21 protein-coding genes are annotated in these 20,490 nt (G+C 71.6%); 9 read left to right on the top strand and 12 right to left on the bottom strand.

Annotated elements, in window-relative coordinates:
- Positions 1-13: 13 nt before the first annotated feature.
- On the top strand, positions 14-1,291 hold the full coding sequence (locus ABZX02_RS08530; RefSeq protein WP_355296173.1) for a cation:proton antiporter: 1,278 nt from the start codon (positions 14-16) through the stop codon (positions 1,289-1,291).
- Here ABZX02_RS08530 and ABZX02_RS08525 read toward each other — a convergent pair.
- The 3 genes from ABZX02_RS08525 to ABZX02_RS08515 form a co-directional block, all read right to left on the bottom strand.
- A complete protein-coding gene (locus tag ABZX02_RS08525) occupies positions 1,263-2,381 on the bottom strand; it encodes a glycosyltransferase (RefSeq protein WP_355296171.1) in 1,119 nt (372 codons plus the stop codon). The genes ABZX02_RS08530 and ABZX02_RS08525 overlap by 29 nt on opposite strands.
- A 65-nt stretch (positions 2,382-2,446) precedes the next feature.
- Positions 2,447-3,310, bottom strand: a complete 864-nt coding sequence (locus ABZX02_RS08520) for a hypothetical protein (protein WP_355296169.1) — start codon at positions 3,308-3,310, stop codon at positions 2,447-2,449.
- 52 nt (positions 3,311-3,362) lie between these two features.
- Positions 3,363-5,015, bottom strand: a complete 1,653-nt coding sequence (locus ABZX02_RS08515) for a choice-of-anchor B family protein (RefSeq protein WP_355296167.1) — start codon at positions 5,013-5,015, stop codon at positions 3,363-3,365.
- A 136-nt stretch (positions 5,016-5,151) separates the two neighbouring features.
- Here ABZX02_RS08515 and ABZX02_RS08510 point away from each other — a divergent pair, with 136 nt between their 5' ends.
- From ABZX02_RS08510 to ABZX02_RS08500, 3 genes are all read left to right on the top strand, one after another.
- The gene (locus tag ABZX02_RS08510) at positions 5,152-6,597 is read left to right on the top strand and encodes a phenylacetate--CoA ligase family protein (RefSeq protein ID WP_355296165.1); all 1,446 of its coding nucleotides are present in this window, start codon (positions 5,152-5,154) and stop codon (positions 6,595-6,597) included.
- 133 nt (positions 6,598-6,730) lie between these two features.
- Positions 6,731-7,156 (top strand): peptidase inhibitor family I36 protein, encoded by a 426-nt coding sequence (locus tag ABZX02_RS08505; RefSeq protein ID WP_355296164.1) that lies wholly within the window; start codon positions 6,731-6,733, stop codon positions 7,154-7,156.
- Positions 7,157-7,336: 180 nt separating this feature from the next.
- Complete coding sequence (locus ABZX02_RS08500) at positions 7,337-8,260, top strand: helix-turn-helix domain-containing protein (protein ID WP_355296162.1); 924 nt, start codon at positions 7,337-7,339, stop codon at positions 8,258-8,260.
- Here the strand turns inward: ABZX02_RS08500 and lnt are convergent.
- The 5 genes from lnt to ABZX02_RS08475 all read right to left on the bottom strand — a co-directional run bounded on the left by lnt (position 8,237) and on the right by ABZX02_RS08475 (position 14,319).
- A complete protein-coding gene (gene lnt, locus ABZX02_RS08495) occupies positions 8,237-9,706 on the bottom strand; it encodes an apolipoprotein N-acyltransferase (RefSeq protein ID WP_355296160.1) in 1,470 nt (489 codons plus the stop codon). The genes ABZX02_RS08500 and lnt overlap by 24 nt on opposite strands.
- On the bottom strand, positions 9,693-11,123 hold the full coding sequence (mptB, locus tag ABZX02_RS08490; RefSeq protein ID WP_355296159.1) for a polyprenol phosphomannose-dependent alpha 1,6 mannosyltransferase MptB: 1,431 nt from the start codon (positions 11,121-11,123) through the stop codon (positions 9,693-9,695). The genes lnt and mptB overlap by 14 nt, the downstream gene beginning before the upstream one ends.
- A gap of 100 nt (positions 11,124-11,223) precedes the next feature.
- A complete protein-coding gene (locus ABZX02_RS08485; RefSeq protein WP_355296157.1) occupies positions 11,224-12,825 on the bottom strand; it encodes a sigma-70 family RNA polymerase sigma factor in 1,602 nt (533 codons plus the stop codon).
- A 94-nt stretch (positions 12,826-12,919) separates the two neighbouring features.
- Positions 12,920-13,690 (bottom strand): glucose 1-dehydrogenase, encoded by a 771-nt coding sequence (locus ABZX02_RS08480; protein WP_355296155.1) that lies wholly within the window; start codon positions 13,688-13,690, stop codon positions 12,920-12,922.
- Between the two features lie 47 nt (positions 13,691-13,737).
- Positions 13,738-14,319: a TetR/AcrR family transcriptional regulator gene (locus ABZX02_RS08475; RefSeq protein ID WP_355296153.1), complete on the bottom strand. Its 582-nt coding sequence runs from the start codon at positions 14,317-14,319 to the stop codon at positions 13,738-13,740.
- A 53-nt stretch (positions 14,320-14,372) separates the two neighbouring features.
- Between ABZX02_RS08475 and ABZX02_RS08470 the strand changes: the two genes are divergently transcribed.
- Together ABZX02_RS08470 and ABZX02_RS08465 are read left to right on the top strand one after the other, a co-directional pair.
- A complete protein-coding gene (locus tag ABZX02_RS08470; protein ID WP_355296151.1) occupies positions 14,373-15,395 on the top strand; it encodes an alpha/beta hydrolase-fold protein in 1,023 nt (340 codons plus the stop codon).
- Positions 15,392-15,868, top strand: coding sequence for a GNAT family N-acetyltransferase (locus ABZX02_RS08465; RefSeq protein ID WP_355296149.1), 477 nt, complete (start codon positions 15,392-15,394; stop codon positions 15,866-15,868). Before ABZX02_RS08470 ends, ABZX02_RS08465 begins: the two co-directional genes overlap by 4 nt.
- On the opposite strand, the gene ABZX02_RS08460 is transcribed toward ABZX02_RS08465, so the two are convergent.
- The gene (locus ABZX02_RS08460; protein ID WP_355296147.1) at positions 15,861-16,700 is read right to left on the bottom strand and encodes a helix-turn-helix transcriptional regulator; all 840 of its coding nucleotides are present in this window, start codon (positions 16,698-16,700) and stop codon (positions 15,861-15,863) included. The two genes, ABZX02_RS08465 and ABZX02_RS08460, sit on opposite strands and share 8 nt — an antisense overlap.
- 101 nt (positions 16,701-16,801) lie before the next feature.
- Between ABZX02_RS08460 and ABZX02_RS08455 the strand changes: the two genes are divergently transcribed.
- Entirely contained in the window at positions 16,802-17,548 is a 747-nt protein-coding gene (locus ABZX02_RS08455; RefSeq protein WP_355296145.1) for an SDR family NAD(P)-dependent oxidoreductase, read from the top strand.
- A gap of 10 nt (positions 17,549-17,558) precedes the next feature.
- Here ABZX02_RS08455 and ABZX02_RS08450 read toward each other — a convergent pair whose 3' ends face one another.
- Genes ABZX02_RS08450 through ABZX02_RS08440 form a run of 3 tightly spaced genes read right to left on the bottom strand, consistent with a single transcriptional unit; the run spans position 17,559 to position 19,236 of the window.
- Complete coding sequence (locus tag ABZX02_RS08450) at positions 17,559-18,449, bottom strand: NmrA family NAD(P)-binding protein (protein ID WP_355296143.1); 891 nt, start codon at positions 18,447-18,449, stop codon at positions 17,559-17,561.
- Complete coding sequence (locus tag ABZX02_RS08445; RefSeq protein ID WP_355296141.1) at positions 18,446-18,946, bottom strand: PaaI family thioesterase; 501 nt, start codon at positions 18,944-18,946, stop codon at positions 18,446-18,448. The genes ABZX02_RS08450 and ABZX02_RS08445 overlap by 4 nt, the downstream gene beginning before the upstream one ends.
- A complete protein-coding gene (locus ABZX02_RS08440) occupies positions 18,946-19,236 on the bottom strand; it encodes a putative quinol monooxygenase (protein ID WP_355296139.1) in 291 nt (96 codons plus the stop codon). Before ABZX02_RS08440 ends, ABZX02_RS08445 begins: the two co-directional genes overlap by 1 nt.
- Before the next feature lie 88 nt (positions 19,237-19,324).
- Between ABZX02_RS08440 and ABZX02_RS08435 the strand changes: the two genes are divergently transcribed.
- Together ABZX02_RS08435 and ABZX02_RS08430 are read left to right on the top strand one after the other, a co-directional pair.
- Positions 19,325-19,828: a helix-turn-helix domain-containing protein gene (locus ABZX02_RS08435; RefSeq protein WP_355296138.1), complete on the top strand. Its 504-nt coding sequence runs from the start codon at positions 19,325-19,327 to the stop codon at positions 19,826-19,828.
- Complete coding sequence (locus ABZX02_RS08430) at positions 19,825-20,487, top strand: GNAT family N-acetyltransferase (RefSeq protein WP_355296136.1); 663 nt, start codon at positions 19,825-19,827, stop codon at positions 20,485-20,487. The genes ABZX02_RS08435 and ABZX02_RS08430 overlap by 4 nt, the downstream gene beginning before the upstream one ends.
- Positions 20,488-20,490: the final 3 nt, after the last annotated feature.

Raw genomic sequence — 20,490 nt, 5'->3', positions numbered from 1 at the left:
CAGGAGATGCCCGGTGAACCAGATCCACTTCGCGTTGCAGGTCTTCGCCGCGCTGGCGGTCGTGCTCACGGCGACCACCGTCTGCGGGCGGCTCGCCCTGCTCGTCCGACAACCCAGGGTCGTCGGCGAGATGATCGCCGGCGTCCTGCTCGGCCCGGCGCTGTTCGGCGCCCTCGCCCCCGGCCTGCAGGCCCAGCTCTTCCCCGCCGACGTCAAGAGCACGCTCTACGTGCTCAGCACCATCGGGCTCACCTTCTACATGTTCCTCGTCGGGTCCTCTTTGGACCACGGCCTCACCACGGGGTCCAACGCGCGCAAGGCGGGCGTGCTGGCCGTGTCCGGCATCGTCCCCACGTTCCTGCTCGGGGCGGGCGCGGCGGTGCTCTTCTACGACTCGCTCAGCCCCGACGGGGCGAGCCTGTGGATCTTCATGCTGTTCGTCGGCGGCGCCCTGTCGATCACCGCCTTCCCCATGCTGGCGCGGATCCTGCAGGAACGCGGGATCGCCAACACCCCCATCGGCGGCCTCACGCTGGTCGCGGCCGCGATCGACGACGCCGTGGCGTGGGGCTTCCTCGCGCTGATCATCGCCGTCGGGGCGTCCGGCAGCCCGGCCGGTGCCGTGCGCACCATCCTCGGCGCGGCGATCTTCGCGGTGCTCATGCTGACGCTCGGCCGCAAGTGGCTCGCCAAGCTCGGCGAACGCGCCGAGCGCGACGGCAAGCTCAGCCGTGACATGGTGGCCGTCATCCTGCTGATCGTCCTGCTCGCCGGCTGGTACACCGACCTCATCGGCGTGTTCTCGGTGTTCGGCGGCTTCATCACCGGACTCGCCATGCCGAACTCGAAGGTCGTGCGGCAGGAGCTCGACGCCAAGCTCTCCGACCTCAACTCGATCCTGCTGCTGCCGGTCTTCTTCGCGTTCAGCGGCCTCAACACGCGCGTCGACGGGTTCGGCTCCGGCGGTGCGCTCTGGTTCCCGCTCGCGGTGATCATGCTGGCGGCGTTCGCGGGCAAGTACCTCGGCTGCGGGCTCGTGGTCCGCGCGCAGGGCTACTCGTGGCGGTACGCCTCGGCGGTCGGCGGCCTGATGAACGCGCGCGGCCTGATGATCCTCATCTTCATCAACATCGGTCTCGCCTACGACCTGGTGACGCCGGAGATGTTCGCGATCCTCGTCGCCGTCGCGATCGTCACCACCGCCGCCGCGATGCCGATCTACCGCGCGTCGCTGCCCGACCACCTGGAGGCCCAGGCCGACGTCAAACCGTCCCCCGCACCAGTGCCGTGAGCCGCTCGGCGACGGCGGCCGGGTCCGGCATCCCCGCGATCTCGGCCGCCGCCGTCGCGGCGACCGCCCGTGCGGACGGGTCGTCGAGCAGGTGCGCGGCCGCGGCCGTGACGGCGTCCGCGGTCACGGCCTCCCCCACGAGCTGAGTGCCCGCGCCCGCCGCCGCGAGCACGTCGCCGTTGACGAACTGGTCGGCGCCCTGCGGCAGCACGAGCTGCGGCAGACCGGCGGCGAGCGCGCCGAGCACCGTGCCGGTGCCGCCGTGGTGCACCACGAGCTCCGCCCGCCTCAGCACCTCCGCCTGCGGCACGAACCCGGCCACGTGGACGTTGCCCGGTACCGGGCCGAGGGCGGCCGGATCACCGGGGCCGAGCGCGACGAGCACGGTCACGGGCAGGCGGGCGAGCCCGTCGAGCGCGGCCCGCAGCACCTCCGTCCGTCCGAAGGAGACGGTGCCGAGCGTCAGGTACACCAACGGTTTCGCGGTGTCGATGGCCGGCAGCGGCACGTCCAGGTCGAACGCGGTGGGCCGTTGCCGCAGCACCGTCGGCAGCGCGGCGACGACGGGGTCCCGCACGACGTCCGGCCACAGGTCGACCACGACGTCGCCCAGCATCAGGTCGGCGGGCGCGGCGCCGTCCCACAGCCACGCCATCTCCGGGGCCGCCAGCCGCTGGATCTCCGGCGGCATCGACCGCCCGATCACGTGCGACGCGAACGGGATCCCGGCGTCGCGGGCGGCTTTCGCGGCTCCGACGTCGCTCTGCTCGTAGACGACGAGGTCGGGTTCGAGCCGCGGCAACAGCGCGGCGAGGTCGGTGACCGTCGCGCGCGGCAGCACGTCGGCGAACATGGTGATCAGCAACGTGGGGACGTCCGCGTCGCCGTGCCGCCGGCGGGCCTCGGTCTCGGCCTCCCCCACCGAGATCCCGGCCGCGTGCGCCTCGAAACCCAGCCCCCGCACCACGTCCAGGAAGCCCGCGCCGGTCGCGAACACCACCTCGTGACCGGCCGCCTGGAACGCCCTGGCGAGCGGGACCAGCGGGAACACGTGGCCGTGGGCGGGGCGGCACGAGAAGAGGATGCGCACCCCGTCGAGGCTAACGATCTTCCGACCACCGAGGACGAGTTTTAGTCAACACTGAAGCTATAGAGTCAAGCGACTCCGACGGTGAACGCGGCGCGGCGCAGCTTGCCGCCGTGCACGAACTCCAGGAACAGCCGGTACTCCCCGCGGTCGGCGAACACCGCCTGGAAGCTCAGTTCGCCGTTGTTCAAAGGAATTCCGGCCAGTTCCACCGGGTGCAGGTGCGTGGCCGACAGCAGCATGGTGTGGAAGCCGGTCATGTGGCCGTTGGCACCGAGGTGGGGCTCCAGCGAGCTCACGGGCGTGCCGTCCGGCGCGCGGATCGACAGCCGCAACTCGTGTGCGCTCAGGGGCTTGAGCTCGCCTCGGTCCACGCGCTGCACGGTGTAGCCGTCGGTGGCCGTGACGCCGTCCGCCGGGGCCGGCACCGCGGCGATCGTCGTGTCGCCGGGGACGCTGAACGGCAGCCCCAGGACCACCGGGTGGCGGGGGTCCGCCGTGTCGAGCGGCACGAACTCCGCGAACAGCCGGTAGACGCCGCCGTCGGGCAACGACACGGCGGTGTGCCAGGTGTCCCCTTCCAGCACCGGGTGCAGGTGTTCGAAGACGGCCATGTCCTCGCGGACCGAGAAGAAGTGCATCTGCTTGGTCTGGTTGTCGAGGAACCTGGTGACGGGCTTGCCGGTGCTGTCGAGGATGCGGAACGCCACCGGCACGGCCGCACCCCGCGCACCGGGCGTGGTGACCGGCTCCAGGCGGTAGCCGCTCTCCGTGTCGGACAGTCCGTCGCTGTGCGCGGCGGGCACGACCGCGCCCATGTTCTGGTGCTGCATCGGTGGTGCGGACTTGGCGAACACCATGATCCCGCCGCCCGCCACCACGGCGACGGCGAGCAGGACGAAGAACCAGTCGGTGATGCTCAGCTTGCGCATGACACTCCTCGCGGCGCGGGTGGGCGGCACGAGGCCGCCCACCCGCGTCAGGTCAGAACTGGAGGCTCCAGGCGTCGATGTAGCCGACGTCGGAGCTCGCGACGTCCTGCACCTTGAGCTGCCAGGTGCCTGCGGAGTCCTCGGCGGAGGCGTTCACCTCGTAGGTGGTCACCACGTTGTCGCCCGAGTCGTTGCCGGAACCCTTGAGGCGGAACGAGGTGCCGTCGGGCGCGACGAGGTCGATCACCAGGTCGCCGCGGTACGGGTGCTTGATGTCGACGTTCACCTTCAGCGCCGCCGGGGCCTTGCCGGACACACCGGAGACCGCGACGGGCGACGTCACCGCGGCACCGCGGTCCGGGATCTGCACGTCGGCCGTGTTCTCGAACTTCCCGCCGGCGGGCGGCGGCTCGACGGCGCCGAGGTTCGGCTTGACCACGACGAGGCCCTGCTCGATGCCGTTGACGAGGACGATGCCGCTCGCGAAGTACGGGTAGTTGCTCCACGCCCCGTTGAACTTCGCCTCGTTCGCCGCCGGGTAGATGTCGAAGTACCCCGCCTCGGTCAGCTGCGCCGACGCCACGCCGCTCACGTCGAGGATGCGCAGGCCCGCCTGGTAGTTGGCCTGGTAGGAGTACTTGCCCTTGATGTACTGGTTGTGGTCGATCGCCGTGGCCGGGGAGTTGTAGACGCCGGTGTGCACGGGGTTCGCGAGCGACTGCAGGTCCCAGATGTAGGTCTTGGTGCGCTTGTCGGTGCCGCGCGACTCGTCCAGCTCGTCGTCGAGCAGGAAGTAGCGCTGGTCCTCGGTCAGCCAGCCCTGGTGCGAGTACTGCGCGCCGGAGTAGGCCTTGCGCACGATCTGCTTCGGGTTGGCCTTGTCGGTCACGTCGACGATCGTCAGCGTGTCCTCGTTGGAGTTGAAGCAGATCTCCCGGCCCCGGTAGGTCGCGTCCGGACCGCGGTAGATCACGCACTGGTTGTCGTGCGTGTACCCGTCCTGCGCGACGCAGCCCGCGTTCTTGGGCGACTTGGGCGTGCGGATGTCGACCATGTGCGGGCCGCCGCTGCAGGTGTTGGAGCCGATCGCGTAGGCGTAGCCGGTCTCCTCGTTGATGGCGATGTTGTGCGCCGGGCCGAACTCCTTGTACAGGGTGTCGGCGGTGAAGGTCTGCGGCGTGGTGACGGTCCGCAGGCGCGTCAGGTCGAACACCTGCATGCCGTGGCCGGTGATGAAGTCGGCGACGATGAACGCGTGGTCCTTGTAGACCTTCATGTCGCGCCACGAGCTGCTGCCGCCGTTGGACGGCAGGTTGCCGAGGAACTTCGGCGAGGTGGGCGTGCTGACGTCGACGAACGCGGTGCCGTTGGTACGGCCGACGATCGCGTACTCCTTGCCGGAGGACGGGTCGGTCCAGCCCCAGATGTCGTTGCCGTTGCCGCCGCCCATCGCGGACAGCGGCAGCACGCTGAGCAGGTCCACGTTCTTGCAGGGGTAGACGTCGGCCTTGCCGTTCACGCACGGCACACCGGCAGCGGTCCCGCTCACGGTGTGGCGGTCGGCCGGCAGGTGGTCGGCGAGGAAGGTCCGGGCGGCGGCCTGGCCCTCGGCGGTGTTCGGGTCGTGGGCGGAGGCGCCCGTCATCGAGAGGGCGACCGCTGAGACCGTCAAGACGGCCAGCGCGCCCATGCGCAGGGATTTCATGAAGTTGGACTCCTCATCACCGGAAGTGCAGGGGTGTTCCGGTCAACCACAGACCGTAGAAGCAGCAGGTACTCGCCGTGAACCGTCGTTCGTCTGGTTCGGCCGGACCGTCGATCGACTCGATACGCTCCGTCTCATGGACACCAGTCGGCAGGGGCGCGTGCGCCAGGCGTTCGACGACTTCTTCGCACCGCGCGAACCCCGGTCGGACAGCTGGGTGCTGGACCTGTTCGAGCGGACGGCGCGGACCGTGCCCGCCTACCGGGACCTGCTGCGCGCCAACGGGATCGAGCCGGACGCGGTCACGACGTTCGAGGACTTCCGGCGGCTGCCACTGCTCGACAAGGCGAGCTACCACGAGCGCTACCCGCTGCCGCAGCTGTGCCGCGACGGGAGGCTCGAGAACTGCGACATGATCGCGGTGTCGTCGGGCTCCAGCGGCCGTCCCACGATCTGGCCGCGCGGCGTCGAGGACGAGCTGCACGTGGCGCGGCGGTTCGAGCAGGTGCTCGTCGACGGGTTCCACGCGGACGAGCGCACGACGCTGGCCGTGGTGTGCTTCCCGCTCGGCACCTGGGTGGGCGGGCTGTTCACGCAGGCGTGCGTGCGGCACCTGGCGGCCAAGGGGTGCCCGATCACCGTGGTGGCGCCGGGTAACAACAAGGCCGAGATCCTGCGCGTGCTGCCGGAGCTGGCGCCGCACTTCGAACAGGTGGTGCTGCTGGGCTACCCGCCGTTCGTGAAGGACGTGGTCGACACCGGTCTGGCCGGAGGGGTCGACTGGGCCGCGCACCGGATCAAGCTCGTGCTGGCCGGCGAGGTGTTCAGCGAGCAGTGGCGGGACCTCGTGGCACGACGGGCGGGGATCGCGAACCCCGTCACCGACATCGCTTCCCTCTACGGCACCGCGGATTCCGGCGTGCTGGGCAACGAGACCGCGCGGTCGGCGAGCATCCGCCGGTTCTTCGCCGAACGGCCGGAGCGGGCGCGCGAGGTCTTCGGCGACTCCCGGTTGCCGACGCTCGTGCAGTACGACCCCGCGAGCCGGTTCTTCGAGGTGCACGACGGCACGCTGGTGTTCACCGCGGACGGCGGGATCCCGCTGGTCCGCTACCGGATCGCCGACGAGGGCGGGATCCTCGGGCACGACGAGCTGCTCGCGTACTGCGCGGAGCACGGCTTCACGCCGGAGCCGGGACCGGACCTGCCGTTCGTGTTCCTCTTCGGACGGTCGCTGTTCACGGTGTCGTTCTTCGGTGCCAACGTGTACCCGGAGAACGTGACCGTGGGTCTCGAACAACCCGGTGTCAGCGACTCGGTCACCGGGAAGTTCGTGATCGAGTCCGTCGAGGACGCCGAGCGCGACCGGTCGTTGCGGATCACCGTCGAGACCGCGCCGGGCGCGACGGCGGACGCGGCCGGGATCGCCGAGGCGATCAAGGTCCAGCTGCTGCGGCTCAACAGCGAGTACGCGCACTACGTGCCCGCCGAGCGGCAGCTGCCCGAGGTGGTGCTGAGGCCGCACGGGGACCCGGACTACTTCCCCGTCGGCGTGAAACACAGGTACACCCGACGGGCCTGAAAAGCGCTATTGCACCACGACGAAAAGGCTTTTCGGAACTCCCCCGTCCTCCCTAAAGTGGCGTCGTCCGAAATCACGGCAGGACTGGGGAGGAATTACTTTGAGTTTCGTTCGGCGCATTGTTCTGGCATTGATGCCGCTCGCCATGCTGTTCTCGGTCGCCCTCGCGGCGCCGAGCGCGCAGGCGCAGGCCCCGGTCGCCGAGACCGCCGCCGTGGGGGCGGCGTACGACTCCGAGACCGGTCAGGCGCTGGCCGCCTGGGACTGCAACCTCGGCAACGTGTGCTTCTGGGACGGCTTCGGCGGCAAGGGCAACCGCTGCATGTGGGACGTCGCCGACACCGACTGGACCTCGGGTACCTACAAGTGCTCCTGGGCCACGGAGCGGCCGGTCAAGTCGGTCTACAACCGGGGGACGTCCTCCGCCACGGGCGTCCGGTACTACCTGAACACCGGTCACAACAACTCGATCGGCTGCACGAAGCAGGGCAAGAAGGGTGACCTCGCGGGCACCTACGAGCTGCGCTCGCACAAGTGGGTCAGCACGAGCTGCGGCTGATCCCACATAGCACGGGAAACTGGACGTGGGACCTGGTCCTCCGTCCAGTTTCGCGTTGCTCGGAATGGCGGATCGACACGCTCGGTATCGTTGTGCGCGGTGACCTGGACTGGGGAGGTTGCTGTGTTGCGCATCCATTTTTCCACTGGTGATCTGGAGCGAACGCAGGTAGCAGAAAGGGTGGATCCGCTCTGGGAAATGGTGTTCAGCTGGCTTCGGCTGACCGAGTTGGACAGCGGGGTGATGCTGCAGCCGTGGCTGCGTCACCTCCGCCGCAACGGGGACCGGCAGGTGATCACGTCGGGCGTCCGCATGTTGTCCGTGCTGGCGCCGAAAGGGCCGTACTTCCCGGACTTCCTGACACCGCCCGAGGGCGCGCAGGGTCTGGGCAGCGCGCTGGCCGCCATCCGGTCCACACCCCGGCACCGGTTGCGCGAGGAGTTCCGCCTGCTGGAGGGCGTGCGGCCGACCCCGGAGTGGACGCGTCCGCTGGCCGCGGGCGACGGTGAGTCCCTGCTGGGGCTCGCCGAGGCGCTCACCCGGTACCACCGCGTGGTCGTCGAGCCGTACGGCGACCTGATCGAGGAGGCGGTCGAGACCGATCGCGTGCACCGCACCGGGCTCGCGTCCGACGTGGAGGGTCTGCTGCGGGGCATGTGGCCGCTGATGAACTGGCGGGCGCCGGTGCTGGAGGTCCAGTACGCGAACGACCGCGACCTGCACCTCAACGGGCGCGGGCTGCGGCTGGTGCCGTCGTACTTCTGCCGCCGCACCCCGGTCGCGTTCGCCGATCCGGGACTGCCGCCGACGCTGGTGTACCCGCTGCACCACGACTGGACGTGGCAGCGGCAGCTCGCGAGCGGGCGGCGGGAGCAGGGCGCGCTCGCGGCGTTGCTCGGCACCACCAGGTCGGCGGTGCTCGCGGCGGTCGGGGCCGGGGCCACGACGACCGAGCTGGCGGAGCGCCTCGGGGCGTCCCCGTCGTCGGTCAGCCGGCACACGACGGTGCTGCGGGAGGCGGGGCTGCTCACGACGGAGAGGCAGGGGCTCTCGGTGCTGCACCAGCGCACGCTGCTGGGGTCAGCCCTGCTCGGCAAGAACTGAGGGGCGGCGGCGCCTCCACACCCCGATCGCGCACGCGGCCAGTGCCGCGGCCGTGAGCAGGACGTGGACCGCGCCGCCGAACCTCGTCGCGAACGTCAGGTCCGTGCGCAGCGGCACGGTGTCCACCATCAGGTCGTCGGTGAACATCCCGGTCGACTTCACGACGCTGCCGTCGGGTCGCACGACCGCGCTCACCCCGCTGATCGCCGCGACGACGACCGCGCGGCCGTGCTCGATCGCGCGCAGGCGGGCCATGCCGAGCTGCTGGTAGGTCATCTCGCCGGGACCGTACCAGGCGTTGTTCGTCGGCACGACCAGGAGCTGGGCGCCGTCGGCCGCGCTCTCGCGCAGCACGTAGTCGTACGCGACCTCGTAGCAGATGCCGACGCCCACGCGGGTGCCCGCGATGTCGAGCACGCCGGGTCGCGTGCCCGCGTCGAGGTCGGGCTGGTCGGCGAACGGGGTGAAGATCCGGGCGAGCGGGCGCAGCGGGATGTGCTCGGCGAACGGCACGAGCTCCTGCTTCGCGTACGACTCGCCCGCCCCGGTCGCCGGGTCCCAGGCGATGACGGCGTTCTGGTTGTCGCGCAGCGCGCTGACGAGGGTCGGCACGCCGAGGTCGGCGATGGCGGCGTCGAGCACCGGGTCGCGGTCGCGGGTGCGGGTCGCGCTTTCCGGCCACACCGCCAGGTCCGGCTTCGGCAGGGCGCCGCCGCGGACCAGCGCGGCCAGCTCCGCGGTCTTGCGCAGGTGGTTCTCCCGCAGGGTGGCGCCTTCGGAGAGCAGGCCGAGGCCGACGTCCGGCGCGTTGCCCTGCACGACCGCGACGGTCTTCTGCCCGGTCTGCGGCTCGATCGCGATCAGCAGGCCGACGGCGAGCGCGGCGACGACCGGCACGAGCGCCCAGGCGCGGGTCCAGCGCGGGAACCAGGCGGCCAGGCCGAACCCGGTGAACACCACCGCGAACGTCACCAGCGGCGCTCCCCCGAGCACGGCCAGGCGCGCGAACGGCCCGTCGACCTGCCCGAACGCGACCCGGCCCCACGGGAAGCCGTTGAACGGGATCAGTCCCCGCAGGGTCTCCTGCAGCACGAACAGCAGCGCCGCCCACACCGGAGCCGCCGGCAGCCGGCCGACCAGTGGGAACAACGCGCAGACACCGCAGATGAACAACGCCATCAACGCACTGAGCACGAGCCACGGCCACGGCCCGAAGTCGTCGCCCAGGAAGTGCTGGATCCACCACAGGTGCGGCAGGAAGAACGCGAGCCCGAACGTGAACCCGAGGCCTGCCGACCGCCGGGCGCCCGCGCCCTTCAGCGCCAGCCAGAACACCACGAACGCGGGCACGGCGAGCCACCAGAGCGTTCGCGGCGGGAAGCTCAGGGCCAGTGCGCCACCGGCCAGCGCGGCGGCGCCGTACCGCGCGAGATCAGGCCGCCGCAACGGACACCCTCGCCCGGCGCAGGACGAGGTGCGCGCCGGCCACGAGGCCGATCCCCACGACGTAAGCCGCGACCAGCTCGGGCACCCGGCCCGCGAAGTTGCCCGCGAGCGGCGGCACCAGCAGCGCGAACACCCCGGCGAGCACGGCGACGCGGGTGCGCCACGTCCCCACCGGCAGGCACGCGGCCAGCGGCAGCACGGCCCACAGCAGGTACCACGGCTGGATCACCGGCCCCAGCACCACGATCAGGCTCATCATCAACCCCAGCGACATCACCTCGGAGACCCCGCCGCGCAGCTGCCGGTGCACCACCGCCGCCACGCCGCACAGGATCAGCACGAGCCCCGCGATCCGTGCCGAGGAAATCATCGCCTGCCCGGTCTCCGGCCCGAACACCGCACCCGCCAGGTAGCCCGGCCAGTTGGTCGGCGCCATCCAGCTGTTCACCTTGGACGGTGTGCCGAGCGCCCGCACCCAGCCGAAGCCCGACCCGCCGGCGAGCGACGTCACGACCGCCACCACCGCGGCGGCCACGACCATGGCGCACCCGGAGGCGACGAACCGGAACCAGCCGCCGCCGAGCCTGCGGGCCAGCGCCGTGCCGACGACCGCGAGCGCCACCAGGGCGGGCAGCTTCACCTGCGCGCCCAGCCCGATCAGCACCACACCGGCCGTGTACTGCCACCACTTCAGCTCGGGAAGTGCCTGCAGCGCGACGACAGTGCCCGAGAGCATGAGGCCGAGCATCAGTGCGTCGTTGTGGACACCGCCGACGAGGTGCCACAGCACCAACGGGTTCATCACGCCGAGCCACAACGCCGTGCGCTCCTCGACGCCCGCCATCGCCGCCAGCTTCGGCACCGCCCACACGACGAGCAGCAGGCCGAGCACGGCGGTGAACCGGTGCAGCCCGATGCCCAGCGCCGGGTTGCCGCCGGTGATCTCCGTGATCGCCCGTTCGACGGTGCTGAACAACGGCCCGTACGGCGACGGCGTCTCCCGCCAGTACACGCCGACGCGGGCCACGGCCTCCGCGCTCGCGCCCACGGCGGGGCTGACCGCGTTGGGGTCGAGGCCGTTCGCGGCTACCTCGCCCTGGGCCAGGTAGCTGTAGACGTCCATGCTGAACAGCGGAGGGGCCACCAGCAGCGGCGCGCACCACCAGGCCAGCGTCCGGCGCAGCCAGTGCGGGTCCGCCCCGGTGCGGCCGAGCAGCGCCCACGTCAGCACGACGAGTCCCGCCCCCGCGATCGCCGCGCCCAGCGCCACCGCGCCACCGGTTCTGACCTGCACGGCCCACGCCCCGGCGGTGAGCAGGAGCGCACCGCCGAAACCCGTCCAGCGCACCAGGTCCGGGGTTCCGGCGGCCGTGGGGGTCTCGACCGCGGTCGGCCAGCGGTAGGTGACGGTCTGCACGGGAGAGACAGTGCTTTCCGGACGGATCGTCACGCGTCCGACCGTGGTCGCGTTCTCCCGTACTACTTCAGGATGATCTTTTGAATTCCGGCCGCGCGACTCAACTTCCGGCGAAGTCGTGCGTCATCCACACGGTGCCCTTGGCGTCGCGGATCACCACGATGCCGATGCGGGTGGACGACTTGCTCAGGATGTTCTTGCGGTGGCCGTCGTTGGGCGGCTTCTCGTCGATCATGCCCTGGGTGAGGCCGAGAGCCATCTTGGAGATCGCCTCGACGTTGTCCTTGACCGGGCCGCCCATGCCGACGTTCTCCGCGACCGAGCTCCACTTCACGCCCGCGGCGGTGCTGCGCTCCCCCAGCCCGCTCTCGCCGGGGCACTGGTGCGACAGGCCGCAGCCGTTGCTCATCATCGCCCTGGTGTGCCGGTCGGCGGCGGTGACGAGCGCGGGGTCGACCGTCAGCGGCGGCAGGCCCTCGCGGGCCCTGGTCTCGTTGATCAGCGCGAGGACGCGTTCTTCCGGCGTGGCGACCTTCGGGGGTTCGGGCGTCGTCGTGGTGGTCGTCGTCGTGGTCGTGCTGCTGGGAGCCGAGGACGGCGCGCTCGACGACGCGGACGTGGACTCGGGCGCCTGCGACGAGGAGGTGGAGAGCGCGAGGCCCTGGGTGGTGGGCGGCCCCGCGACGGCGGCCGGCGGGTCGGAGGGCAGCAGCACGACCGCGCCCACCACCCCGACCAGCGCGCACACCGCGACCGCGCCCGCTGCCACGAGCACCGGCTTGGCGGCGAGCTTCGCGAACACGCCGGCGGGTTCGGCGAGGTGGCTCGCGGGGCCGGCGGGGTCGGCCAGGTGGCCCGCGGGTGCCAGTTCGGCCGCGTGCGCCACGAGGTCGGGGGTGACGTCGGCGAGGCTCTCCAGCAACCGGGGCAGGTAGGCGGCCGGGACCACGAGCAACGCGGCGCCGGTCAGGATGCGCTCGACCGGCATCGCGTCGTCCACGCCGCGCCCGCAGCGGCCGCAGTCGTCGACGTGCCGCAGGAGCCGCTTGCGCCACAACGGGCTCGGCTCGCCGTTCCAGCCCTGCGCGGCCCGGTCGAGGCCCGCGCAGCGCGGTTCCATCGACAACGCCCGCACGAGGTGGCGGATCGTCTCCAGCCTGCCCTTGAGCCGGCTGACCCGGACGGTCACCGCGTGCGCGCCGAGGTCGAGCGCGTCGGTGACCTCGGAGCGGGTGAGCTGCCCGACGCGTTCGAGCGTCCACAGCGCGAGCAGTTCGCGGTCGGCCGGGTCGAGCCAGCGCGCGGCCTCGTCGACCTCCCGGCGCTGCTGGGCGAAGTGCAGCCGCGACAGCGCGGTCTCGACGAACTCGGCGCCGGGGTCGGCCCGGTCGTACTCCTCGAGCGGTGCCGGCGCCAGGTCGCGGCGGCGGTAGTGCTCGCGGACCTGGTTGATCGTGACGGCGACCAGCCACGAGCGGAACCGGTCGGGTTCCCGCAGCGCGTCGATGCCGCGGATCACGCGGACCATCGTCTCCTGCACGACGTCGTCGACGTCGGAATCGGCGTGCAGCGCCCGACCGGCGACGTTGTAGACCAGGGGTAGGGAACCCGTGACCACGGCGTCGAGCGCCGTCCGATCACCGGTCCGCGCGGCCTGCACCTGCTCCGCGTCCACCTGCCCCAGCCACTCCCGACCCGTCACTTCCGCACCCTTCGCCGACCGAGTTCCTCTACGCCATGGGAGACCGGCGAGTCTCACGTCAGGTCACAGAAACCGGGTCGGAAGGTGACCGGGGTCACACGGCGACGACCGCCACTCCGGTGCGTCCGCCGTCGACGTCCAGCACGACGCCGTGCACGAACTCCGCGTCGTCGGAGGCCAGGTAGACGGCCGCGGCGGCGATGGCGTCCGGGTGCCCGGACCGGCCGGCGGGCGTGCCGCGCATCATCACGTCGGCCTGCGCGCGGATGGTCTCGTCCCAGTCCGCCGAGGCGATGACGCCGGGCGAGATGGCGTTGACCCGGATGCCCTGCGGGCCGAACTCCGAGGCCCAGGCGCGGGTGAGCGTCTCCATCGCGCCCTTGCTGGTGCTGTAGATCGACCCGCTCGGGACACCGAGCCGGGTGATCCACGAGCCGAGGTTGAGGACCACGCCGCCGCCCGCGTCGATCATGGCCGGGGCGAGGGCCTGGGTGAGGAAGAAGGGCGCCTTGACGTTCACGCCGAAGACGCGGTCGAACGTCTCCTCGTCCGTGGTCGGGGTCGTGGACGGCGGGTAGATGCCCGCGTTGTTCACGAGGACGTCGACGCGGCCGCCCAGCAGCTCGGAGGCCTCGGTGGCGAGCGCGCGGCTCGCGGCGGGCGAGCCGTCGAGGTCGGCGCGGACGAAGTCGGCCTTGCCGCCGTTCGCGCGGATCTGCTCGACCACCTCCGCTCCCCTGGCCTCGTCGCGCCCGGAGACCACGACGTGCGCGCCCTCCCGCCCGTAGGCGAGCGCGATCGAGCGGCCGATGTTGCTGGTGGAACCGGTGATGAGAGCGGTCTTGCCCTGCAGTCGCTGTGTCATGTCCTCGAAGCTACGAGCACTTTTTTGGACCAGCAAGTCCAGAAAACCTAGCCCCGCAGGTGGTCGATCAGCGTGTCGAGCACCGCCTCCAGGTGCGTGACGCTGCCGGTGTTCAGCAGCACCAGGACCCCGCCCTGGACGCCCGCGATGAACGCGGCGGAGACCCGGTCGGGGTCGAGGGACGCGCGCACCAGGCCGGAGGCCTGCATGTCGGCGATCCCCTTGCGCACGTGGGCCTGCCACTGGCCGAGCAGCGTGGCGATCACCTCCTGCGCGCCGGGCGTGCCGCCGACCTGCCCCATCAGCGTGCCGAGCGGGCAGTGGCGCCCCTGCGCGCGGTACCGGGCCACGACGGAGTCGCGCCACCGCTCCCAGGCCGCCCACGAGGTGAGCGCGCCGAGGTGGGGTTGCTGGTCGTCGAGCACGCGGTCGGCCTCGTGGCGGGCCACGGCGAGGAAGAGCTCCTCCTTGCCGTCCGGGAAGTAGTGGAAGATCTGGCTCTTGCTGGTGCCGGTGATCGCCCGGATGTCGTCCAGCGTCACGCCCGCGGGCTCGTCGCTGCGCAGGTGGGCCGCGGCGCCCTCGATGATCCGCTGCCGGGTCGCGCGCCCCTTCGTCGTCAGTGCCATGCGCCCAGAGTAGGTTTTCTGGACCAGCGGGTCCACTGTGGTTGACTGGGGCCATGCTGCCTTGGGAGGGACCGCTCGCCGGCCGGCTGGACCGGCGCACCGTCGAGTCGGCGCTGCTGCGCGACAACCCACTGGGCGACCCGCACGAGCGGCCGGTGTGGGTGTACGTGCCGCCGGGCTACGACTCCGGCGCCGAGCGCTACCCCGCCGTGTACGTGATCCAGGGCTACACCGGGCACGTGGCGATGTGGGCGAACCGCACGCCGTTCCGCCAGCCGTTCCTCGAGACGGCCGACGCGGTGTTCGCGGGCGGCGCCCCCGGCTGCGTCGTCGTCTACGTCGACGCGTGGACCTCGTACGGCGGCTCGCAGTTCGTCGACTCCCCCGGCACCGGCCGCTACCACTCCTACCTGTGCGACGAGGTCGTGCCGTGGGTCGACGCGCACTACCGCACGATCCCGGACCGCGAGTCGCGGGCGATCGCCGGCAAGTCGTCGGGCGGGTTCGGCGCGATGATCACGCCGATGCTGCGGCCGGACCTGTTCGGCGCGCTGGCCACGCACGCGGGCGACGCGCTGTACGAGCTCTGCTACCTCGCGGACTTCGGCAAGGCCGCGAGAGCGTTGCGCGGCTACGACCACGACGTCCAGGCGTGGTGGGCGGACTTCCGGTCCCGGACGGCGTTCACCAAGCCGGAGGACGTGGACCTGCTCGGGCTGCTGGGCGTGGCCGCGTGCTTCTCGGCCGACGACGACGGCACGCCGCGACTGCCGTTCGACCCGCTCACCGGCGCACCCGTTCCCGAGCTGTGGCAGCGCTGGCTCGACTGGGACCCGGTCCTGATGGTCGCCGGCCACGCCGACGCGGTCCGGTCGCTGCGGGCCGTGTGGATCGACGCGGGCACCAGGGACGAGTACTACCTCGACCTCGGCGCCCAGGCGTTCCGCCGGGAGATCGCGGCGGCCGGGCTGCGGGACGAGCGGGTGCACTTCGAGCTGTTCGACGCGGGCCACGGCGGGATCGACTTCCGCTATCCGCTCTCGCTGGAGTGGCTCGCGGCTAGGCTGGCTCGATGATCCGTGAAGTCATGCTCCGGCCCGTCGAGGACGCCGATTTCGACGCCCTCTTCGAGTTCATGAGAGACCCGGAATCCGTTGCCATGGCGGCGTTCACGGCCGAGAACCCGGACGACCGGCCGGCGTTCGACGCGTGGCTGAGCCGCAACCTCGCGAACCCGGAGACCACGAACCGGGCGATCGTCGGGGACGGGCGGGTCGTCGGCCTGATCGCGAGCTTCGTGATCGAGGGCGACACGGAGATCACCTACTGGGTCGACCGGGAGGTGTGGGGGCAGGGCGTGGCCGGGCGGGCGGTCGCGTTGCTGCTGCGGGAGGTCACGGTGCGGCCGCTGCACGCCCGTGCCGCGAGCGACAACGCGGGCTCGCTGCGGGTGCTGACCAGGGCGGGGTTCCAGGTCGTGGGCACCGACAGCGGCTACGCGGCGGGACGGAAGGCCGAGGTCGAGGAGACCGTCCTCGTCCTCAGCTGACGAACTTCTCCGTGCCCAGCACGCCGAGCAGCTGGATCTTCTCGAACGCCTCGGTGCGCGGCGGCGCGGTCAGCACCAGCAGCGCCTGCGACTGGTCCTCGGTGAACAGCGCCTGGCAGTCCACCTCGATCTCGCCGAGCTGCGGGTGGATCAGCACCTTGTGGTCCTCGTAGCGCTTCGCGACCTCGTGCCGTTCCCAGAGCTCGGCGAACTCCGCACTCTCCTTGCGCAGCGCGCGGACCAGCTCGCCCGCGCGGGACCGCTCGCCCATCGAGGCGTAGGCGGCGCGCAGGTTCGCGACCTGGGTGCGGCTCTGCCGGTCGCGGTCGTGCTCGGGGTACATCAGCCGTTCGTCCGGGTTCGTGAACCAGCGGTAGATCCCGCTGCGCGCCAGGCCCGTGAAGCGCGAGGAGTCGCCGTAGAGCGCCTCGGCGAACCTGTTCTGCACCAGCACCTCGCCGAGGTTCGACAGGACCAGCGCGGGGGTGTCGTCGAGCCGGTCGAGCACCCGTTGCAGCGCCGGGGCCACGTGCGTCGAGGTGGCCCGGGGCGAGGGGGCGTTGCGCCCGGCGACGCGGAACAGGTAGTCGCGTTCGTCGTCGCTCAGCCGCAGGGCGCGGGCCAGGGCGGCCAGCATCTGCTCGCTCGGCTGCGGGCCGCGTTGCTGCTCCAGGCGCGTGTAGTAGTCGGTCGACATGGCGGCGAGCGCCGCGACCTCCTCGCGCCGCAACCCCGGCGCCCGCCTGCGCGCGCCGACCGGCAGGCCGACGTCCTCCGGCCTGAGCTCCTCCCGGCGGCGCCGGAGGAATCCCGCGAGTTCCACCCGATCCATGCACCCCAGTATCCGGGGTCTCGCGGCGGGAACCAGGGATCGCCGATCCCCCGACAAGAGCTCTCTGCCGCAACTCCGCGCGACGGCAGAAGCTCGGTGCCATGGACATCACCGGAAACACCGTCTTCATCCCCGGCGCCACCAGCGGCATCGGCCTGGCGCTCGCCCTCGCGCTGCGGGAGCGCGGCAACACCGTGGTCGTGGGCGGCCGGCGCACCGAGCTGCTCGAGCAGATCGCCGCCGAGCACCCCGGTGTCGAGACCGTCCGGATCGACACCGCCGACCCCGCGAGCATCGAGGCCGCCGCCAAGGACGTCATCGCGCGCTTCCCGTCGATCAACGTGCTGATCACGATGGCGGGCGTCATGCGCGCCGAGGACTGGCACCGCCCCGAGTCGTTCCTGGACTCCGCCGAGGGCATCGTCACGACCAACGTGCTGGGCCCGGTCCGGCTGATCGCCGCGTTCGTCGAGCACTTCCAGACGCTGCCGGACGCCACGATCATGACCGTCTCGTCCGGACTCGCGTTCACGCCGTTGAAGATCACGCCGAGCTACAACGCGTCCAAGGCCTTCGTCCACATGCTCAGCGAGACCCTGCGCCTGCAGCTCGCCGACACGGCGGTGAAGGTCGTGGAGCTGGAGCCGCCGGCCGTGCGGACCGACCTGATGCCGGGCCACGCCGAGAACGAGCACGCCATGCCGCTCGACGAGTACATCGCCGAGGTCGTGGGCATCATCGAGACGCAGCCCGACGTCCGCGAGATCCAGGTCGAGCGGGTGAAGTTCCTGCGCTACGGCGAGGCGCGCGGCGACTACGACCAGGTCGTCGCCGCGCTCAACGGCTGATCCCGGACCGTCAGAGGGTCTGCGCGAACTCCCGGAAGGTCACCGGTTCGCGGCCGATCAGCAGCGCCAGCGCCGCCCGGTCCGCCGCCATCGTCGACCCGTGCTCCGCGACCCGCCGGGCGACCGACGTGATGTGCCCGGCCATGTCCGGGTTCACCACGTCGTCCACTTCGGACAGCGCCACCAGTTCGCGGTGCCACCGCTCGGCCGAGACCGGTTCGAACCGCACGGGCCGGCCGAACCGCTCGGCGAGCACCGCCGCGATCTCGTGGTGGCTCAGCTCCTCCGCGCCGACCGGGTAGCAGACCGGCGCGGTGAACCGGTCCGGGTGCAGCAGCGCCGCCACGGCCAGCTCCGCCGCGTCCGCGCCGTTGATCCACGCGACCGGGCCGTCGCCGAAGCAGTTGCGGATCACGCCCTCCTCGCGGACCGACCTCCCGTGCAGGGCCGGGACGTTCTCGTGGAACGCCGCCGCGACGCGCAGCACCAGCACGTCGAGCCCGGCCCACTGCAGGACCTCCTCGGCGAGCCACTGGTCCCGCCCGCGCGGGCTGGGGTGGCCGGGGTGCGCCGGTCCCATCGACATCACGACCGTGCGTGGTGCCGTGCCGGATTCCCTTGCGGCGGCGGCGAAGTTGGCCGCCGCCGCGATCACCCCGGCGTCGATCGGGTAGGTGAAGTAGACCTGCTCGACGTCCCGCAACGCCGGCACGATGCTCCGGCGGTCCCGCAGGTCGCCGAGCACCACCTCCGCGCCGAGCGCTTCGAGGGCCTCGGTGCGACCGCTGCGCGAGCGGGCGAGCACGCGGACGTCCCCGCCCTCCTCGCGCAGCCTCCGCACCACGTGCGCGCCGGTGCCGCCGTGTCGTCCGGTGGCACCGGTGACGAGAATCTTGTTCAACTCTTCTCCTCCGCGAGGATCAGGCAGGTGCTCGTCGCGGTGGCCAGCAGGCGTCCGGCTCCGTCGACGAGGCGTGCTTCGGCGAGCGCGGTCCGCCTGCCCTGCTGGACAACGGATCCGACGCAGGTGACGGTGCCGGTGTCCGTCGTGATCGGACGGAGGAACCGCACGGCGAGGTCGAGGCTCGTGTAGCCGGTGCCGGCGGGCAGCGTCGAGTGCACCGCGCACCCCGCCGCCGTGTCGAGCATGGTCGCGTGCACGCCGCCGTGCACCGAGCCGATCGGGTTGTAGTGGAACTCGGCGGGTTCGAAGGTGAACACGACCGAGCCCTTGTCCGCGGACACCATCCGCGCGCCGATCAGCTCGGCGATCGGCGGCGGTGGGATCTCGCCGGACGCGATGGCGCGCAGGAGGTCGAGCCCCGGCGTGGTCCGGGCGAGCGTGGCGGTCTGGCCTGGATCCGCCCAGGTGACGGTGCGCTGGCGTTCGGTCGTCATCAGGCGGCCACGGTGCCCTTCATCAGCCAGTGCGGACCCTCGGCGTACGCGCTCGCCTCGGCGAAGAACGCGCCGAAGTGCGGACCGCCCGCGTGGGCCTGGAACGCCTCGACGTCGGCGTAGGTCTCGTTGAGGTAGAAGAGGTTCGGGTCGTCCTCGTCCACGATCACCTCGAACCGCAGCGAGCCCGGTTCGGTCGCGAGGGAGTCCTCGGCGGTCCTGCGGGCGATCTTCACGAAGTCCTCCCGGTGCGCAGGCTGGACGGTGAACGACACCAGGAACTGGTACATGGCGGAGACCTCTCTCGTCGGGTAGTTCATTCACTGAACTAGCCGTACGGTAGCACGCCAGTTCAGTGAATGAACTACAGTGGGAGCCATGGCACTGCCCAGCACCTACGCGGACCGCAACTGCTCGCTGGCGCGCTCGCTGGAGATCGTCGGCGAGCGCTGGACGCTGCTGATCGTCCGCGACGCGTTCTTCGGGATCCGCCGGTTCGGCGACTTCGCGACCCAGCTCGGCATCCCGCGCGCCGTCCTGACCACCCGCCTGAGGTTCCTCGTGCAGGAGGGCGTGCTCGACCACACCGACGGCGAGTACGTGTTGACCGCCAAGGGGATCGGGCTCTGGCCGGTGATGCGCGCGATGATGGCGTGGGGCGACGAGCACTATTCCCCCGGCGGCGACAAGCGCACGTTCCGGCACGAGGCCGACGGCGGCCGCCTCGACGGTGCGAGCCGCTGCTCGGTCTGCGGCGAGGTCGTCCCGCCCGCCGACGTCACCATCGAACCGGGCCCGGGCTACGACCCCGACACCGCGAACGCCGATCCGGTGTCGGCCTCGCTGACCACCCCGCACCGTCTGCTGGAGCCGCTGTCGTGAACCCGCTCGACCACGTCGTCCGCTCGGCGCTGACCGGACCGCACGCGCACTTCGCCGAGCGCAAGGGCGAGGTGCTGCGCTACCCGGCCGACATGTCGCCGTTCGTCGCACTGCCGGACGAACCGACCGGGGCGGACTGGCTCGACCTCGCGGCACTCGCCCCGCGCGCCCTGGTCACGGGCCTCACCCCGCCCGACGGGTGGCAGGTCGAGAACCGCCTGCCGCTGCTGCAGCACGTCGGCGACGACGTCGTGGCGGCACCGGAACCCGCGGCGGTCCGCCTGACCACCGCGGACGTGCCGGAGATGATCGCGCTGGCCGAGCTCACCCGCCCCGGTCCGTTCCTGGCCCGCACCATCGAGATGGGCACGTACCTCGGCGTGCGCCACGAGGGCCGGCTGGTCGCGATGGCGGGCGAGCGGATGCGCGTCCCCGGCCACACCGAGATCAGCGCCGTCTGCACGCATCCGGACGCGCGTGGCCAGGCGCTGGGCACGCGGTTGCTGCTGGCCGTCGCGCACGGCATCCGGGAGCGCGGCGAGACGCCGTTCCTGCACGTGCTCGCGTCCAACACCGGTGCGATCCGGCTGTACGAGAAACTGGGGTTCCGCCTACGCCTCGAGACGGAACTCCTCGTCGCCGTCGCGCCGGTAGGTTGAGCA

Source organism: Lentzea sp. NPDC003310 (assembly GCF_040610935.1).
In the GTDB taxonomy this organism is placed as follows: Bacteria; Actinomycetota; Actinomycetes; order Mycobacteriales; family Pseudonocardiaceae; genus Lentzea.
The sequence above is the reverse complement of the archived record's forward strand: the minus strand, read 5'-3'. Positions and strand labels throughout refer to the sequence as shown.

Bases quoted from the DNA above. Each gene is read 5' to 3' on its own strand.
- ABZX02_RS08520 (WP_355296169.1), bottom strand. From the start codon at position 3,310: ATGCGCAAGCTGAGCATCACCGACTGGTTCTTCGTCCTGCTCGCCGTC.
- ABZX02_RS08515 (WP_355296167.1), bottom strand. From the start codon at position 5,015: ATGAAATCCCTGCGCATGGGCGCGCTGGCCGTCTTGACGGTCTCAGCG.
- ABZX02_RS08510 (WP_355296165.1), top strand. From the start codon at position 5,152: ATGGACACCAGTCGGCAGGGGCGCGTGCGCCAGGCGTTCGACGACTTC.
- ABZX02_RS08505 (WP_355296164.1), top strand. From the start codon at position 6,731: ATGCCGCTCGCCATGCTGTTCTCGGTCGCCCTCGCGGCGCCGAGCGCG.
- ABZX02_RS08480 (WP_355296155.1), bottom strand. From the start codon at position 13,690: ATGACACAGCGACTGCAGGGCAAGACCGCTCTCATCACCGGTTCCACC.
- ABZX02_RS08475 (WP_355296153.1), bottom strand. From the start codon at position 14,319: ATGGCACTGACGACGAAGGGGCGCGCGACCCGGCAGCGGATCATCGAG.
- ABZX02_RS08470 (WP_355296151.1), top strand. From the start codon at position 14,373: ATGCTGCCTTGGGAGGGACCGCTCGCCGGCCGGCTGGACCGGCGCACC.
- ABZX02_RS08465 (WP_355296149.1), top strand. From the start codon at position 15,392: ATGATCCGTGAAGTCATGCTCCGGCCCGTCGAGGACGCCGATTTCGAC.
- ABZX02_RS08460 (WP_355296147.1), bottom strand. From the start codon at position 16,700: ATGGATCGGGTGGAACTCGCGGGATTCCTCCGGCGCCGCCGGGAGGAG.
- ABZX02_RS08455 (WP_355296145.1), top strand. From the start codon at position 16,802: ATGGACATCACCGGAAACACCGTCTTCATCCCCGGCGCCACCAGCGGC.
- ABZX02_RS08445 (WP_355296141.1), bottom strand. From the start codon at position 18,946: ATGACGACCGAACGCCAGCGCACCGTCACCTGGGCGGATCCAGGCCAG.
- ABZX02_RS08440 (WP_355296139.1), bottom strand. From the start codon at position 19,236: ATGTACCAGTTCCTGGTGTCGTTCACCGTCCAGCCTGCGCACCGGGAG.
- ABZX02_RS08435 (WP_355296138.1), top strand. From the start codon at position 19,325: ATGGCACTGCCCAGCACCTACGCGGACCGCAACTGCTCGCTGGCGCGC.